This window comes from Acutalibacter intestini (assembly GCF_034334985.1).
GTDB lineage: Bacteria > Bacillota > Clostridia > Oscillospirales > Acutalibacteraceae > Acutalibacter > Acutalibacter intestini.
Map to the genome: position 1 here is coordinate 1 of NZ_JAWXXL010000060.1, position 14,322 is coordinate 14,322.

21 protein-coding genes are annotated in these 14,322 nt (G+C 53.0%); 4 read left to right on the forward strand and 17 right to left on the reverse strand.

The genetic code is table 11. The features are described from left to right. Nucleotides 1–25: 25 nt before the first annotated feature. Nucleotides 26–406, reverse strand: a complete 381-nt coding sequence (locus U8U68_RS20510) for a helix-turn-helix domain-containing protein (protein WP_322204136.1) — start codon at nucleotides 404–406, stop codon at nucleotides 26–28. A 114-nt stretch (nucleotides 407–520) separates the two neighbouring features. Here U8U68_RS20510 and U8U68_RS20515 point away from each other — a divergent pair, with 114 nt between their 5' ends. Then, on the forward strand, nucleotides 521–910 hold the full coding sequence (locus U8U68_RS20515; RefSeq protein ID WP_322204138.1) for a DUF6076 domain-containing protein: 390 nt from the start codon (nucleotides 521–523) through the stop codon (nucleotides 908–910). A 136-nt stretch (nucleotides 911–1,046) separates the two neighbouring features. Here U8U68_RS20515 and U8U68_RS20520 read toward each other — a convergent pair whose 3' ends face one another. From U8U68_RS20520 to U8U68_RS20535, 4 genes are read right to left on the reverse strand one after another with little or no spacing between them, the layout of a single operon-like run. Continuing rightward, a complete protein-coding gene (locus tag U8U68_RS20520; RefSeq protein ID WP_322204140.1) occupies nucleotides 1,047–1,715 on the reverse strand; it encodes an ABC transporter ATP-binding protein in 669 nt (222 codons plus the stop codon). Nucleotides 1,716–1,724: 9 nt separating this feature from the next. Then, nucleotides 1,725–2,588: a hypothetical protein gene (locus U8U68_RS20525; protein WP_322204142.1), complete on the reverse strand. Its 864-nt coding sequence runs from the start codon at nucleotides 2,586–2,588 to the stop codon at nucleotides 1,725–1,727. Then, entirely contained in the window at nucleotides 2,581–3,345 is a 765-nt protein-coding gene (locus tag U8U68_RS20530) for a hypothetical protein (protein ID WP_322204144.1), read from the reverse strand. The genes U8U68_RS20525 and U8U68_RS20530 overlap by 8 nt, the downstream gene beginning before the upstream one ends. Next, nucleotides 3,342–4,496 (reverse strand): hypothetical protein, encoded by a 1,155-nt coding sequence (locus U8U68_RS20535; protein WP_322204146.1) that lies wholly within the window; start codon nucleotides 4,494–4,496, stop codon nucleotides 3,342–3,344. The genes U8U68_RS20530 and U8U68_RS20535 overlap by 4 nt, the downstream gene beginning before the upstream one ends. Nucleotides 4,497–4,664: 168 nt before the next feature. On the opposite strand from U8U68_RS20535, the gene U8U68_RS20540 reads away from it, so the two are divergent. Continuing rightward, nucleotides 4,665–5,000, forward strand: a complete 336-nt coding sequence (locus U8U68_RS20540; protein ID WP_322204148.1) for a PadR family transcriptional regulator — start codon at nucleotides 4,665–4,667, stop codon at nucleotides 4,998–5,000. 126 nt (nucleotides 5,001–5,126) lie between these two features. On the opposite strand, the gene U8U68_RS20545 is transcribed toward U8U68_RS20540, so the two are convergent. From U8U68_RS20545 to U8U68_RS20565, 5 genes are all read right to left on the reverse strand, one after another. After that, nucleotides 5,127–5,447, reverse strand: coding sequence for a hypothetical protein (locus U8U68_RS20545; RefSeq protein WP_322204150.1), 321 nt, complete (start codon nucleotides 5,445–5,447; stop codon nucleotides 5,127–5,129). 65 nt (nucleotides 5,448–5,512) lie between these two features. After that, on the reverse strand, nucleotides 5,513–5,677 hold the full coding sequence (locus U8U68_RS20550) for a hypothetical protein (RefSeq protein ID WP_322204152.1): 165 nt from the start codon (nucleotides 5,675–5,677) through the stop codon (nucleotides 5,513–5,515). A gap of 302 nt (nucleotides 5,678–5,979) precedes the next feature. After that, entirely contained in the window at nucleotides 5,980–7,167 is a 1,188-nt protein-coding gene (locus U8U68_RS20555; RefSeq protein WP_322204154.1) for a site-specific integrase, read from the reverse strand. An 87-nt stretch (nucleotides 7,168–7,254) separates the two neighbouring features. After that, nucleotides 7,255–7,458: an excisionase gene (locus U8U68_RS20560; RefSeq protein WP_016321997.1), complete on the reverse strand. Its 204-nt coding sequence runs from the start codon at nucleotides 7,456–7,458 to the stop codon at nucleotides 7,255–7,257. Next, a complete protein-coding gene (locus U8U68_RS20565) occupies nucleotides 7,455–7,988 on the reverse strand; it encodes a type II toxin-antitoxin system PemK/MazF family toxin (RefSeq protein WP_322204158.1) in 534 nt (177 codons plus the stop codon). Before U8U68_RS20565 ends, U8U68_RS20560 begins: the two co-directional genes overlap by 4 nt. Nucleotides 7,989–8,480: 492 nt before the next feature. Here U8U68_RS20565 and U8U68_RS20570 point away from each other — a divergent pair, with 492 nt between their 5' ends. Further along, a complete protein-coding gene (locus U8U68_RS20570; protein WP_322204160.1) occupies nucleotides 8,481–8,636 on the forward strand; it encodes a hypothetical protein in 156 nt (51 codons plus the stop codon). A 39-nt stretch (nucleotides 8,637–8,675) separates the two neighbouring features. On the opposite strand, the gene U8U68_RS20575 is transcribed toward U8U68_RS20570, so the two are convergent. The 7 genes from U8U68_RS20575 to U8U68_RS20605 all read right to left on the reverse strand — a co-directional run bounded on the left by U8U68_RS20575 (nucleotide 8,676) and on the right by U8U68_RS20605 (nucleotide 13,801). Continuing rightward, nucleotides 8,676–8,954 (reverse strand): sigma-70 RNA polymerase sigma factor region 4 domain-containing protein, encoded by a 279-nt coding sequence (locus tag U8U68_RS20575; protein ID WP_322204162.1) that lies wholly within the window; start codon nucleotides 8,952–8,954, stop codon nucleotides 8,676–8,678. A gap of 39 nt (nucleotides 8,955–8,993) precedes the next feature. Next, nucleotides 8,994–9,173 (reverse strand): hypothetical protein, encoded by a 180-nt coding sequence (locus tag U8U68_RS20580; RefSeq protein WP_322204164.1) that lies wholly within the window; start codon nucleotides 9,171–9,173, stop codon nucleotides 8,994–8,996. A gap of 384 nt (nucleotides 9,174–9,557) precedes the next feature. Next, the gene (locus U8U68_RS20585; RefSeq protein ID WP_322204165.1) at nucleotides 9,558–9,821 is read right to left on the reverse strand and encodes a hypothetical protein; all 264 of its coding nucleotides are present in this window, start codon (nucleotides 9,819–9,821) and stop codon (nucleotides 9,558–9,560) included. Continuing rightward, nucleotides 9,821–10,456 (reverse strand): ABC transporter ATP-binding protein, encoded by a 636-nt coding sequence (locus U8U68_RS20590; RefSeq protein ID WP_322204167.1) that lies wholly within the window; start codon nucleotides 10,454–10,456, stop codon nucleotides 9,821–9,823. The genes U8U68_RS20585 and U8U68_RS20590 overlap by 1 nt, the downstream gene beginning before the upstream one ends. 13 nt (nucleotides 10,457–10,469) lie before the next feature. Beyond that, nucleotides 10,470–11,906, reverse strand: a complete 1,437-nt coding sequence (locus tag U8U68_RS20595; RefSeq protein ID WP_322204169.1) for an ABC transporter permease — start codon at nucleotides 11,904–11,906, stop codon at nucleotides 10,470–10,472. A 135-nt stretch (nucleotides 11,907–12,041) separates the two neighbouring features. Continuing rightward, a complete protein-coding gene (locus tag U8U68_RS20600) occupies nucleotides 12,042–13,139 on the reverse strand; it encodes a sensor histidine kinase (RefSeq protein ID WP_322204171.1) in 1,098 nt (365 codons plus the stop codon). Continuing rightward, nucleotides 13,136–13,801, reverse strand: coding sequence for a response regulator transcription factor (locus U8U68_RS20605; RefSeq protein WP_322204173.1), 666 nt, complete (start codon nucleotides 13,799–13,801; stop codon nucleotides 13,136–13,138). The genes U8U68_RS20600 and U8U68_RS20605 overlap by 4 nt, the downstream gene beginning before the upstream one ends. Before the next feature lie 213 nt (nucleotides 13,802–14,014). On the opposite strand from U8U68_RS20605, the gene U8U68_RS22725 reads away from it, so the two are divergent. Continuing rightward, entirely contained in the window at nucleotides 14,015–14,230 is a 216-nt protein-coding gene (locus tag U8U68_RS22725; protein WP_437124460.1) for a helix-turn-helix domain-containing protein, read from the forward strand. The last annotated feature ends 92 nt before the right edge of the window (nucleotides 14,231–14,322 follow it).

Consider the following 14,322-nt stretch of genomic DNA (forward strand, 5'->3'; position numbering starts at 1 on the left):
GCAGGATATCTCTCATAACATTCATTCATTTATGCGTCGGCTCCAGCATAATCCCTCTCGGGTTATTCGTTTTTTCCTCCATCCGCTTCTTTCCTATCTTTCGGCGGAGGAGTAATACCATTCCGAACCTGCCGCTCTCAGATTCGTATTTGGTCGGCTCTGTAATGATCAGCGCCTTGTACTCCAGCTCCCGCACATATTTCTGCACCGTGTTCCGGCTCATACCTACCGCCTGACCTATTGTCTTATAGCTGAGCCAGCACTGATGGGACTTCCTGTCCTCACAGTACATAAGGTAGGCGTAGACAGCCAGCTCGCCTATTGACAATCCCAAACTGAAAATAGCGTTGGGCAGAGGGAAGAAATTCTTTGCGCCGCTGCACGAGGCTTTCAAGAAATTATTCATGGCGCGTACCTCCCGTCTGTTAAAGTACCGGAATGCAGACGCATATGGTTTCGCCTTTGCGACCTACTACAAAAGTATGCTGAAGATGCAACCGGTCTTTGCACCAGAAATTGATTGGGGCGCACCGAGGTCACATGGAACTTTGTTCCGGCGAACACATTTGCTGGGACAGGCAAGTTTGTGATTGCGGAGCAGATGCAGTTTACCAGCCTTGTGAACTTTTTGTACGCCGACCTCTACCGTTGTCTGATGCACGGCAACTGCCCGCGCCGCTGCCAGAATTGCGGCAGATATTTCCGGCTGACCGCTGGCTATAACACCTGCTACTGCAATAATATTACTCCCGAAGAGACCTCGCGTACTTGCCGCAAGGTTGGCACCCACCGTAAAGCAGAACGAGAAAAAGCCTCCGGCACTCCCGCTCAGCAGGAATATCGAAGGGCTTATGATAGGTTGAAAATGAGGAAAGCAAGGCATAAAAATTACGGTCGACGAGTGGAATGAGAAAGTTGTGCTGGCACAGGAGTGGAGGGATTTAGCGGAGCAAGGCCAGCTCTCTGGCCTGGAATTGCGTAACAAACTCAACGCGCTTTGAAGAAAGGTTCTTCTTTGTTTATGCGGCGCAGAGTTTGAACTGCCGTTACGGCTCTGGCGTCCCCTCAATTTCCTCCCCGACCCGCACAATGATTTTTCCGTGGTCCAGCTCACAAACAGTATCGCACAATGTCCTGATATCCTCATTGCTATGGCTTGCCAAAAGTATAGTTTTCCCCTGCTCTCGCAACTCCGAAAACAGCCTGCGCATATCCTCCACCCCCTGGTTGTCCAGGCCATTCATGGGCTCGTCCAGCAGGAGCAGCTCTGGGTCCTCCATAATGGCCTGGGCGATCCCCAGCCGCTGGCGCATACCCAGGGAGTATTTTCGTACAGTCTTTTTATTCTCCGGGTCCAGTCCTACAGCCCGCATGGCATTTCGGGCCTTTGATACATCCTGCTGCCCCCGGAGGGCCAGCAGGTACTGCAGGTTCTTCAGGCCGTTCTTGCCGCCAATGAATCCCGGCGTTTCAATAATAAGCCCAATGTTCTCCTGGGCTTTGGCGGGCCGCACCCGGGCCCCGTTCACCAGCACCTCGCCCGATGTGGGAGCCATAAATCCACAGATACACTGGAGCAGTACCGTCTTGCCGGAGCCATTCCTGCCGATTATGCCGTGTATCTTCCCCCGCTCAAAGCACAGGCTGACCCCATCCAGAGCCGTTGTCTCCCGGAACCGCTTGGTTACATTTTTCACTTCAATGATGTTGTCCATACGCCCCTCCTACTCCAAATCGCGCCTGTCAAATTTCCACACAGCACAGAGGCCCATGCCGGTTATGCCAATCAGCCACACTGAAAACACATATACCGGCGAGGGCGTGATGCCGCTGTAGTACCAATCAATACTCAAAAAGCTGGCCCAGCTCAGGGGTGACAGATACTGTAGCCAGTACCCAAAAGTCAGCACCCCGACAGAGACAGAAAACACAGTCATGCACACAAAGATACCCGCCGCGAATATCCCTGCCGAACGGCTGATAATGAGCCGGAAAAAGCATATCAGTATCCCGGTGAACGCTGCCGACAACCATATGCACAGAAAGCACAGAACGGTGGCCTCCAGGGGCGTGAACAGCGCCAGTGTCTCCCGGGGCACGATAATGGACAGGCTCACCCCGGTCTGGGATTGTATCTGCCCGGAGGACTCTGCCAAAGTGTGCAGGAGCACCCCCCAGTCCCCCTCCCAGCCTATCTCCGGCAGAATAAACAGAATGGACATCGCCCACAACGCCGCTGCATAAAGGAAGGACGTCACGAGCACCCAGAGGAGCTGCCCGGTAATATAAGCCCTCCGCCCAGCCCGGGCTATCATCAGCTCCGTATAGCCGTCTGCCTCGCATACATCGGAAAATAGCAGTAAACACAGGCCGCTGTTTACCACCAGCATTGTGGGGAAAGAAAGGAAGAAAGGATACACCCAAGGGGTCACCGGCACTTGGTAGAAGTCGGCAACCGTGCAGAGTGGGTCATAATTGTAAAAGCTGAATACCGCCGCCATCCCGAATACCAGCCACAGCTTGGGGCTGCCCAGCTCCCGGCGGAACAGGATGCCGCAGCAGCGGAGGCTGTTTTTTATCTCAGCCACGTTCAAACCTCCTTTTCATCCAGAGTGCCCCGGCTATGCACATCAGCAGGCAGAACCCGGCGGTGAGCAGAAACTTGCCCAGCAGGGTCAGCCAGGGCGACGAGGTATGGTGAAGGCCCTCCACCCAGTTGATGGGGTGCCAGATGGAGATGGGGGAAATCATCCGGGTTGGCATAATGCGGATAACCGTCAGGTGGATGGCCAGGGGTGCGGAAACCGCCACGAACCGGTTGGGCACCAGAATGCTGGTGAACATCCCCAGCGCACCTATCAAGGCGCCGGACAGGGCCATGTGCAGCATGTAGCAGAGCCACCCCAGAAGTATCTGCCCCTTCTCAAAAAACGCCTCATAGTCCACGCTGGAACAGGAAGCGTACCAGGGCAGGAAGGCACCGTTCACAAGCACGAACAGGCCGAGCCCCAGCCCCACGGTGAGAAAGCCTGCGGCGGCGCTGGCCAGCAGTTTTGAAACCGTGTACCGGGCGACCCCCTCCCGGGCCACCCAATAGGGCAGGGCGCGGCTCTCCCAGTCACCCGCAAGGCTCATGGCGAAGGGCAGGGTGGGCAGCACAAACAGGGTGAGCAGGCCGGCCCCGCTGGACTGGGCCAAGTACCACACGCTGAGTATCTGTCTGTCCCCGGCCAGCATACCGGCCACGCCAAGCTCCGCCATCAGGGCCAGGAGCAGGGCGCACAGGGCCAGGGGCCAGGAGACAGCCTGCCGGAGCTGTACAAAAAAGGCTTGCAGGAATTTCATCGCATATCCGTCTCCCTCTCTAAAATAACGCCGCTATAGGCCCCTACGGCGGTGACCTCATACTCTGTGAAGTCGAAATCGTGGGGCGTTTCCCCCCTCCCTGCTTTTCTCTCCGTGGCGGTGGTAATGACCCATGCTGGCCGGGCATAGAGATTTTTGCTGTCCGCCAATATCAGATAGTTCAGCTCCACTTTGAGAATCTCCGTATTCTCAAAGTGGATGGCTTTGCTGTAATCTTCCACATACACCGAGAGGGCCTCCTCCGGGGTAATGATCTTGTCAGTGGAGACGGCCTCACCGGGCTCTACCAGACTGTCGGCGCTGAAATCGACCAGCCCGTCCTGGTTCCAGATGGCCGTGATGCAGGGGCTCCCGCCCTTCCCAAAGGCATTCCTGGCCCAGTAGGCATTGCAGAAGGGTATGCCGTCCAGGGTCTGGCGGAAAGTAAAGTGGTAGTATTCGTCCTCATTGGTGAGGGTATCCGGCAGAGTTTCTTCGCCCTGCTCCTTTGCGGCCCGGTTATAGATGAAACGGTTCTTGTTAAGCAGGGCCAAGCTGTGGGCCTCGCCCAAAAGCAGCTCATGCTCCGGAAAGGCGCAGGCTGACATCTTCCCCTCTACCTGTGCCAGAGCGTCCTTGTATGGGAGAAAATCCAGGTTTTCCGAATCTGCCTGCTCCATACTGCCGTTCCCATATTTCCAGGGGAGAAGGTTGCACGCCACGCTCTCCCAGGGCTGTTGCCTGCGTAGATAGTAGGCTAGGATTTCTTCGTCGCGTATGCGTACGTCGTCATCCTCCAAAGATGAATAAAAGCTGTAGTTCAGCCCGCCCTGAACCTGCTCTGTATATAGGTTTAGAATTTCCCTGCTGCCCGCATGCTCTCCCCGATACTGTGGGCCCATGGCAGAGTTGCCATCGTCAAAGACACGTTCCGGGGAATCCTCCCCCATAAAAGCCCCCACGGCAGCCTGCTCGCCGGGTTTGTACCATGTGAGGTTATAGGCGGTCACCTGGTCCGGGCAGTCCTCCGGTAGTTCAGCAGTAATTTGCAAGGTCTTTGGAAAACTTTTCTCCTCCCCGCCGGAGCGGCAGGCGGGAAGGGCCAGCATAAGCAGGACTATTAACAAAAACAGAAAATGGGAACGTCTCATAGGGACACCTCGCTTTCTTGTTTTTATTATATTTAATTCACTATTATATGTCAAGAATAAAATATTTGAAAAATGCAATTTCGTATCTTTACATCTACGCTGGGAATATGGTATACTTTGTATGAATGAATGCTGACAGAAAGCCGGTGGCCCATGAGAAGCGCGGAGATGACCAAGAAAATACCCTTAGAGCTGTTGTGCATTTTGCTCTTGGAGGAGCGGGATATGTACGGCTATGAGATGGTGCAGGAAATGAAAAGGCGCAGTGACGGACTGCTGGAGCTGAACATCACTACGCTGTATCTGGCGCTGAAACGGCTGAACGAGCATGGGTACGTGTCCATGTACTACTCCGACGCCCCCGCCGCCCGGGAGCGCTCCCGCATCTACTACCATTTGGAGCCCCCCGCCCAGGAGTATAAGCAGAAGCTCCGGGAGGAGTATGAGCGGGCGGTGCTGGGGGTCAGGCGGTTTTTGGAGTTCCGGGAACATGAGGAGCGGTGAAAACTTTTTTGATTTGGCGGTACGAATTTGGTTGACCCACACCCCGACCCACACGGGGAAATAAACGGAAGCGGCTGGATACCTTCGAGTGAGAAGTTCCAGCCGTTTTTCTTGCCTGCCCCACACTTACAGGACCTTATCCATGAAATCCCCCATCCTCTCGGCGGCCTGCTCTTGTTTTTGACGAGTAGCGTGGGGATAGGTGCGGCGTACATCGTTTATGGCCTCACGGCGCAGTTCTTCCACCTGCTCTGGAGTGTATTCTGTAAGCTCTGCCAACATTCGCATCACCATCTCCAGCTGCACGGCGTAACGGAAAAGTCCCTTTGAAATAGCTTTCGCATGATCCTCGGACCATTTCAGAACGGCCTCGGCTAGGGTTTGTTTGAAAAGAGAGGGAATGACGAATTGGGGGTCAAAAGTGGTCAGATCCCAGAAAAAAAACACAAGTCTCTTGCCGGTTGACGAGGATTTTTGACGCGGAAGATGGCGGGATTACATCGCCTGGCTCCCTATTCCGAGATGTAGGCCCGGATCGTCTTTGCTCCATAAGCGCGGTCTGCCAATACATTGCGGCCGCTGATTTCTAGCTTTTCCAGCAGTTCTACAGCGTGGACGGAAGCATAGTCATTCCCCGCAGACAGCATGAATTCAACCGGGTTCCCCAGTCCATCCATGATAGTTGTGCAGCTTTGTATTTAACCCGCCTCTGTTTCGCCCAGCTGCCTTATCTGCTCCATGTCTCTATTTTTGCACTAACACACAATTTGTGCAATATTTATTTTTAAAGATTTTGCAATTTCCAGCCCTAACCTTATGTAACTCGGCAAATGGCGGCAAAGCCTTGATTTTCAGGCGTTTCCGCCATTTGCCGTTTGGGAGAGTTATTCGCATATCTCGGCGTATCCCGGCGTGACTTTGCGCTGAAACGTAGTACGGAAGTAGTAAAAGCGGCCTGCCGCTTCTTTTTTACTACTTACTACGCAGCCAGCCGCTCCATCTCCGCCTTTGCGGAACAGGCGTCAACATGGGTGTAATAGTCCAGCGTCATGGTGATGTTGGCGTGGCCCATGATGTACTGCAACGCCTTGGGGTTCATACCGGCGTTTGCCATGTGGGTACACAACGTGTGCCGGAGGGAGTGCGGGGTGATGTTGGGCAACTGCTCCTTGTGCTGCTTGTTGTACTTCTTCACAAGGCCCCTAATCATGTTGTTATAGTCCATGCCCACTTTCGGCATCCCGTCCCTTTTGAGAAACAGGAAGTTTGTGTAGCCGTCCACCGTGATGGTGGTTTTCTTGCCCCGGTTCTTCAGTACCCGCTTCAACGCCCGGTAGACCGGCTCACTCATAGGGATTTCCCGGTAGCCGCTCTTGGTCTTGGGCGTTTCAATGTAGTAGCCGTTCTTGCTGTCCCGCAAAAGCTGGTGGTCTACCCGGATTAGCCGGTTCTTAAAGTCAAGGTTCGTAGTCAGCCCGCAGAACTCGGAAATGCGAAGTCCGGTTCCCAGCAGGATGATAAGCTCGTCGGCGTACTTCTGATATACCGGGTCATTCTGTGCGAAGTCGATCAGGCTTACCTCCTGTTCCGGCGTCAGCACGGTTTTCTCGCCCCTATCGTCCTCCAGAACTTTGTTCAGGGCAAAGCTGAACGGGTTCTTGCGAATACAATCGTCCTCGATGGCAATGAAGAACGCGGCCCGGAGGGAACGCTTGTAGTTGCTGATGGACTGGAAGCTAAAGCCCTTTTCCCTCATGCGGATGGCCCACTCCTTGGCGTCAGAGGGCTTCACCGCGTCGATGCTTTTCCCGCCGAGAGGGTCATCCCTCAGAAGGCCCATCAGATACTCCCGGCTTTTTTTAGTACCCCGCTTCACATCCACTCGCTGACTGTTCTGCTTGGCGTAGAGCTGGCAGACGGTCATTTTTTTGCCCACGGTGTCGATGCCGTCCGCAATGTCCCGGTTGATCTCCTTTTCCTTCTCCCGCAGGGAAATGTCGTCCCGCTTGCCAGCCGGGGTCTTGTCCGTGGCTACCAGCTTCCAGGCATAGACGAATTGGGGCTTGCCGGTGCTGTCCGTGTACTTGTATGCGTATCTCCCGTCTTTTCGCTGGCTCTCTCCAGTTCTTAATATGCGGCCTTTGCTGTCACGTCGTTTCTCCGCCATTGGTAAAATTCCTTTCCAAAACTGGAACGAGCCTTGATACGACTTGACTATATTCTATCATATTTCCGGCTCAATACAAATCTGCGATTAGATCACATCCAGGGAGTCAATGACTTTTTCAAACTGCCTTCGCTTGATCTGGATGCGGTTGCCGTTCATTATCAGCCAGTTGGCGTCCGGGTTTTCCTCCGCCAGTTTTCGCAGCTTCTTTTCCCCAATGCGGAAATACTTGGCCGCTTCCTCGATGGTCAGGGTGTACTTCTCCCAAATGGGCACATCAGGATAACTCATACCCCCGCCCCTCCTTTCGGCGTGACCACATACTCCATGCCGGGGTGCTGGCCGCAGTAGACACAGACCTCCTTTTCAGCCTGTCCCGGCGCGGCCTCCCGCAAAGCAAAAGCGCCCGTGCCGCGAAAAGCGTCAGCACAAGCGCCGCATAAGCAAAGGGTCAGTTTCGGGGGTACGGGTTCGATCAGGCCGATGCTGACCGCCAAGGCGTGGTTGATGCCCTGGATATGTTTCTTGTCCAGTCTGCCGATGTAGCCGGACAGCCGCCGCTTGTCCACGGTGCGAATTTGCTCCAACAGGACAAGGGAGGGTTGGGTCAGTCCGTTCCCGGCGTCCAGGTAGTAGTGGGTGGGCAGCTTGGCCTTGACGTTGGCCTTGCTGGTGATGGCGGCGATAATAACGGTGGGGCTGTACTTGTTGCCTACGTTGTTCTGGATAATAACAACGGGCCGGGTGCCCTTCTGTTCCGAGCCGATCCCGTGGCCCAGGTCGGCGTAATACAGGTCGCCGCATAAATATGTCCTGCTCATGGTGTTTGACCTCCTATAAAAATTAGACGGCCTGCGCCGCCTATGTAGGGGCCGGACAGCATGACATATCAAGGTTGGTGGAGCATAAACGCTCCCGTTTCCATAAACCTGTCCCGCTGTCCGGCTTATATCAAAGCAAGCCTATTTGTCCGCGACACCCCGGCCCGCTGTGGGAAGTCATCAAGCGGCTGGCGGCGACCAGCTCCACGGGAATTTCACCCCCGCATGGTTCTCATGCGGCTGCTCTCATTGCCTGCGACGGCATAGTGCTGGAAACACTTTCACGCTCGAACTGTGACTGAACAGGAGTATCGTTAGCCCTATTGCCGGTCGTGGCCGTACCGGGAGCCGCCCGGTATTTCATGGCCGCTGGTACTCGCTCCGTGCCGGACGGCAGACCATGGACGAAATGATAGTGTGGCATCCCGCTGTCCTATCCGGCACATCCTGGCGCGGCGGCAAAAGTGGCTTGCGGCAATAGGAATGTGCTTGATGAATGGGTATGAAGTTGTCAAAGGTCAAACCCATTCGCCGCACAAACGAGGAACAGGTGGAAGGCTTTCCATCGCCTTTCACCTAATGCACTTAAAAGAGGGGGGTGTAGGGGTAGAAAATAAAAAAATCTCAAAATATTTTTTCAGAAGGTAAAATGGGAGGGCCGTCAACACTGACAGCCCTCCCAGGAAGTTATTTGATCTCGTTGAAGTATGTACGGAGCTTGTCCACCGCTCGGCGGATGCTCTCGTCCACTGATGTGAAATGCACCCCCTCATCACTGGCGATTTTCCGCAGAGACACCCCGGCGAAGAAGTACCTGACAAAGCGTTCTTTCTGCTTTACCGTCAGCCTGCCGCACCTGAACAGCTTGTCCACCGCAAGTTTGACACGGCGGCGGTCATCGGACATGATGTAGCTGTCGTCCAGGGTTGGGGCGGGATGTGCTATGGCGTCCTCCAGCCCGGTCATGGAAAACGTCTTATTCCCCTGGGCTGTTTCAAGACGGGCCTACTCCAAATAAATTTCGTCAGACACAGCTTTCAGGGCCATAGAATCCGCTTCTGTCTTGCCGGGGTTGTCCCGCAGAAAGTCCTCCAAAGAGATTTCCAGGGTTCGGTCAGAAAACTGATATACAATACCCTCGCTGAACTTGTTCAGGGCATAATCGCTTTTGCGATAGTTTTTCAAGGTTTGCTACCTCCAATCTGAATTTTTTGAAATTCAGATTGGAGGGCGGGCCACGGCAACCTATACTCCATAAGAGCCTGTCCATCGGGTTTGACAGGTTACGACAAAATTCGTCCGATAGGTCATAAACCCATCGGACGAATTGCACAGTATAATTTACTTTATCTGTGTCGTATAGTATAACCTCGTGACCGCAGTTCTCCCAGGCGGAGGACGGGCTTTTTTTGATAACGGCGCTCTCAATTCCTCACGGCGAAATATCCACATAGCGGCTGCCTCCTAAAGCCGCCAAAATCACAGCGGCGGCACTTTTTACCAAAGTACCGCCGCTATGTGGAACCTATATAAAGCCAATATGGAACCTGTGTGAAACGGGAATTTTTCTTACTCCTTGGGCGTGACTACAATACCATCCGCATTATCCGGGTCTTTGAAACTGTAAGTGTAGCCATCTGGCAGGGAAACATTGTCAGAGTTGTCCTCGGCACCCGGCTTTGTTCCGGCGTCAATATCAATATCCGTATCATCAATTTCCACGGAGTTCCCCAAATTTGTGTCCTGATCGCTGCCGTCTTTCTGATTGGTACAGCCGGTGAACAGCGATAAACAGACCAGCATACACACCAAAATAATAGCAATTTTCTTCATCACATTTCCCTCTCTTTCAAATGTCCTCGTTTGATTTCCAGCACCACATCCGCCTGTTTTGCCACCTCGCCAGAGTGCGTTACGACCACCAAGCACTTCCCGAACGTATGGGCGCTCTCTTTCAAAATCGCCGTGATTTCCTCGGCGGTGTCGGCGTCCAAGTTCCCGGTCGGCTCGTCCGCCAGAATGACCGGGGCATCGGAAGCCAACGCCCGCGCAATCGCCACCCGCTGTTGCTGTCCGCCGGACAGTTTCAGCACATTCCGGGTGATCTCGTCCTGCTCCAGCCCCAGCCGTTCCAGAATGGGGGCGGCGTCCAGCTTGGCGGTAAGCCGCACATTTTCAACGGGCGTCATGTAGTCAATCAGGTTATAGCTTTGGAAAATCAGCGAGATATGGTTCCTGCGGTGGTGTTCCAGTCCTTTTGCCGTAATGTCCTCGCTGTCAAACAGGACGCTGCCCTGTGTCGGCACATCCAGCCCACCCAGCAGGGACAGTAACGTGGTCTTGCCAGACCCGGACGGGCCGAGGATGGCATACATCTTCCCGGTTTCTAACTCTGCGCTAACATTCTGTAAAACCGTCTTACTCTTTTCGTAGGTGTAAGAAATATTTTTTAATTCCAGTGTAGGCATGATAGTCCCTCCTTCAGCTCATTTTCGACAAGATTTCACGGGGTTTCAGCCGCATAACCGTAATAGACGATGCGCTGACGGCCACAATGATAATAGCAAGGCCAATCAAATAGAGTTGGGCGAGGTTGTCCAGCCCAACGGACACTTGGATGCCGTTCTCCGTAGGCAGGGGCTTTTGAATAAGAGTGTCTGCGCCCACATCAACCGCAGCGGCGGCAGCTACAACGTCGTTATCATCCTCCGGCTCGGTCTGTATACTCTGCTCCAACAGGTGGTTGCCAATCTGCCCCGCTATAGCGTTGCTGGTGAAATAGGACAGGCCAAAGGCGAGGACGGCAATCAGCAGCACCTCAATCAAATACTGCCCAATGATGGCTGATTTCCTGATACCCACGGACAGGAATACGCCGATCTCATGGATGCGGGTCTTTGTCCAAAGGGTCAATATCAGGGCCAGAATGATGGCGCTGACAACGATAATCACCACCAGCAGGGTCACGACCAATTCATTCAGCGTAGCCAGAGGAGCGGCGGCGTTTTCGTAAGTTTCATTGTCCACTTCCACAGTAAAGGCCTTCCAGTCGATACCCGGCAGGGCCTTGACATCGGCCACCACCCGCGCCATGTCCTGCGGGTCGTCTATGGTAACGTGGAGTGCGGAAAAGCCGTAGTTGATTTCTCCGCCGTCCAATTTCTTTGAGGTCTGCAAATCCACAAATACACGGTTCTGGATTTTGTCGTAGGTGGTGACGGTTTCCCCAAACTGCTCCACCGCATGAGGGGTAAACAGTCCGATAATCTGCACCTTGATTTCCTGCCCGGTAAAGTTCTGTTCTTGCACGCTATAACTGTGGGCAGTGAGATAATCCCCAACCTTCAACTCGTTTCTCTCCGCCAAGTCCTGGCTGATAATTGCCACATGGGTATCGTCGGTGGTAATATGCCGTCCCTCTGCCAGCGTCAGTGTGCCGGTGGTGAAAAGTTCATCATCTTCCGTGTTGCAGACGCCCAGGGCCTTTGTATATCCCTGATATTTTGCGTCGGTTGAGATTGTCCCCGGAAACAGGGAAAGCCCATCAAACGGCAAAAGATTGTCCTGCCTTGCGCCGCAATACTTCACGCCGGAAACGCCCTTGATGGCCGCAATATTTTCCGGAGTAAATTGTACGGTGGAGTACATGAGAAAGCTGCTTGATGTCTTGCCGGTTTCCTCGTCCACTTCATCTTTGACGGGTTCTTTCACTACATAGGGGCTGTTGCTCCAATCCACGAAAACGTCAAATTTGCCGCCCAAACTTTGCCGCAGGTCAAGCTGCGCGGCCTCCGACGCTTTCCAGATGGAGAGGCCCGTCAGGACAAAGGTTGCTATAATCAGCAGGATGGCGAACAGGAGAAGTGTTTTCCCCCGTTTTCGTGTGACGTATAGAAACGCCCTTTTGAAAATGCTCATGGTCGATACCTCCATATCGTTGTGCTGTTCTTCTGAACGCACCCGTAGAATAGCACCCCAATGTGGAATGGGTATGAAACGTATATGGAATTATGGTAGAAATGAAAAACTCCCCAGCCGGGGAGTTTTCCGAATTTATAGCTGAATTGAGAAACACATCCCAGGCGGGGACTTCATCGGCTTAAAAAAATAGGGAACGTCCATAGAGGTCAAAAGCGTGTCCACGATATAGAGGCCCAGGCCGTTGCCCCCGCTCTCCCGGCTCCGTGAGAAGTCTGGACGATAGAACGGTTCAAACAGACGGCGGATTTCATCGTCAGGGATAGGCTTGCACGCGTTTTCGACCACAAGGCTGCGCCCCTCCATATAGACGGAAACATTTTTCCCGGCCTCTGTATAAGCGACAGCATTTGCGAGGATATTAGACAGCGCCTTACTGAACGGGCCAACAGGCAGCACAGCGGAAAACTGCTCCGGCAAGTCAAGAGAGAATGTAATTTGATGTGCCGCCGCAATCAGTTGGTAGGGTTCACATAGTTCCGCCAGCAGTTCAGACACATCAACCTGTTTTGGCGGTTCGGCGATCAAATTCAGCTTGGAGGTTTCCAGAATTTCATGTATCATCCCGGAAAGCTGCTCCACCATTTCCTTGCACTCCGGGAGATAGGCAGCGTAATCCTGATACTTCCCAACGCCTAAAATCATATTTTCCAGGGTGGCGTTCAATGTGGTCACAGGTGTTTTCAGTTCATGGGACGCCGCCCGCAGGAAGTCCGCCTTGGCCCGCTCCATATCCCGCACAGCGTCTTTTTCCCGTTCTAAATGTTCAATGGTAGACAGCAGATTAGAGTACAGATCATTGACGTTCTGCGCCAGTGTACCAATTTCATCCTTTGTATGGATAGGGCAGCTTGCTCCATGGTCTAATTTCATCATCTGCTTGGTTGACGCAGAAATTTTCTTGATGGGGTCGGCAATCGCTTTGGAAAACAGGAGGGAACAGACAACAGAGATCAGCAGGGAACAGCTTAAAGAAATCGGCAGGGCCTTCTCTACTGCCTCGGTCACAAATTGCTCCTGCCTGATGCTGACAACAACATCATCTTGGGTACTCAATGCAAGCTGCATCTGTGGGGCAAGCAGATAGATCAACCCATGTGTGACAACAACGACAAAGAGCATGATGCTCATGGTATACAGAAATATCTTCGGAAACAGTTTTAATCGCTTCATGGCTGTACCTCGTATTTATAACCGATGCCCTTGACTGTCACGATACAGTCAAGCCGCAGTTTCTTTCGCAGATTTTTGATGTAGGTGTCCACAGTTCGGTCGATGATCGGATAGTCAGCGCCCCACAGTTCGTCCAAAATCTGCGAACGGGTCAGCACCAGCCCCCTATGCTCCACCAGCAGCCGGAGCAAATCAATTTCCTTTGGCATGATGTCGATTTTCCCGGCGCTGTCGCTGGCGGTGTAGCCGGAGAAATCGACGGTCACATCGCCAAAGGTTATCGTTTGGGGTAACGGGGCCTGTCCGCTTCGCCGCAGGAGGGCGGTGATCCGCCTCCCCAGCAATACCATAGAAAAGGGCTTTGTCATGTAGTCGTCGGCCTGCTCGTCAAAACTTCTGACTTGGGTATATTCGTCCTCAAGAGCTGTGAGCATCAGAATAGGTGTTGCGTTTGTTTGCCGTATCTCATGCAGGACAGACAGGCCGCTGACGTGGGGCAGCATAATGTCCAGCACAACAAGGTCGATGCTGTTCTCACGGAAAAGCTGTATTGCCTCCACACCGTCATAAGCTGGGATAACCTTGTGGCCCGCTGGCTTTAGGTATTCACAAATTGCATCGTTGGTTTTGCAGTCGTCCTCGACAATCAGCAGTGTTGCCATCAGCGCACCTCCTTTTGGATGCAGTGTAGCATGGGAATGTGGAATGGGTATGAAATTTTGGACTTTTTCAAAATTATAAATGCTCCGGCAAGAGTAATCAAGCGTCAAAATGCAAACAATAAAGATTATAACCTGCTCTGTATACTTTGTTTCCAAGTCAAAAAGTAAAGTATACAATATAGGTGGGTGATACAATATGGCTAACATTCAGGATTGTCCGGTTTTGAACCCTTTGGGGAGGATGTCAAGGCGGCGAGAAAAAAGCGGCGGCTGTCCAGGCAAAAGGCCGCTGAAATGGCGGGTATATCGACGGTCTATCTTATCAACAGTGAGAACAACCACATCATACCGGCGCTGCCAGTCATAATACAGCTCATTCAAATTTTCAATCTTCCCGCCGCAAAGTATTACTCCCGCTCAAAAAGCTAGGAAAAAGAGAGGAAGAGTGATATAATAGGGATATGGAATATATCGATTTGCGGAAAGTGGGAAAAGAAGGGCTCAAGCAGATACGCAGTCAG

Excerpts from the sequence above, each read along its gene's own strand:
- U8U68_RS20595 (WP_322204169.1), bottom strand. The coding sequence starts at position 11,906 with ATGAGCATTTTCAAAAGGGCGTTTCTATACGTCACACGAAAACGGGGG.
- U8U68_RS20535 (WP_322204146.1), bottom strand. The coding sequence starts at position 4,496 with ATGAGACGTTCCCATTTTCTGTTTTTGTTAATAGTCCTGCTTATGCTG.
- U8U68_RS20520 (WP_322204140.1), bottom strand. The coding sequence starts at position 1,715 with ATGGACAACATCATTGAAGTGAAAAATGTAACCAAGCGGTTCCGGGAG.
- U8U68_RS20550 (WP_322204152.1), bottom strand. The coding sequence starts at position 5,677 with ATGGATGGACTGGGGAACCCGGTTGAATTCATGCTGTCTGCGGGGAAT.
- U8U68_RS20540 (WP_322204148.1), top strand. The coding sequence starts at position 4,665 with ATGACCAAGAAAATACCCTTAGAGCTGTTGTGCATTTTGCTCTTGGAG.
- U8U68_RS20585 (WP_322204165.1), bottom strand. The coding sequence starts at position 9,821 with ATGAAGAAAATTGCTATTATTTTGGTGTGTATGCTGGTCTGTTTATCG.
- U8U68_RS20530 (WP_322204144.1), bottom strand. The coding sequence starts at position 3,345 with ATGAAATTCCTGCAAGCCTTTTTTGTACAGCTCCGGCAGGCTGTCTCC.
- U8U68_RS20510 (WP_322204136.1), bottom strand. The coding sequence starts at position 406 with ATGAATAATTTCTTGAAAGCCTCGTGCAGCGGCGCAAAGAATTTCTTC.
- U8U68_RS20570 (WP_322204160.1), top strand. The coding sequence starts at position 8,481 with ATGAATGGGTATGAAGTTGTCAAAGGTCAAACCCATTCGCCGCACAAA.
- U8U68_RS20605 (WP_322204173.1), bottom strand. The coding sequence starts at position 13,801 with ATGGCAACACTGCTGATTGTCGAGGACGACTGCAAAACCAACGATGCA.
- U8U68_RS20565 (WP_322204158.1), bottom strand. The coding sequence starts at position 7,988 with ATGAGCAGGACATATTTATGCGGCGACCTGTATTACGCCGACCTGGGC.
- U8U68_RS20560 (WP_016321997.1), bottom strand. The coding sequence starts at position 7,458 with ATGAGTTATCCTGATGTGCCCATTTGGGAGAAGTACACCCTGACCATC.
- U8U68_RS20590 (WP_322204167.1), bottom strand. The coding sequence starts at position 10,456 with ATGCCTACACTGGAATTAAAAAATATTTCTTACACCTACGAAAAGAGT.
- U8U68_RS20575 (WP_322204162.1), bottom strand. The coding sequence starts at position 8,954 with ATGACCGGGCTGGAGGACGCCATAGCACATCCCGCCCCAACCCTGGAC.
- U8U68_RS20555 (WP_322204154.1), bottom strand. The coding sequence starts at position 7,167 with ATGGCGGAGAAACGACGTGACAGCAAAGGCCGCATATTAAGAACTGGA.
- U8U68_RS20600 (WP_322204171.1), bottom strand. The coding sequence starts at position 13,139 with ATGAAGCGATTAAAACTGTTTCCGAAGATATTTCTGTATACCATGAGC.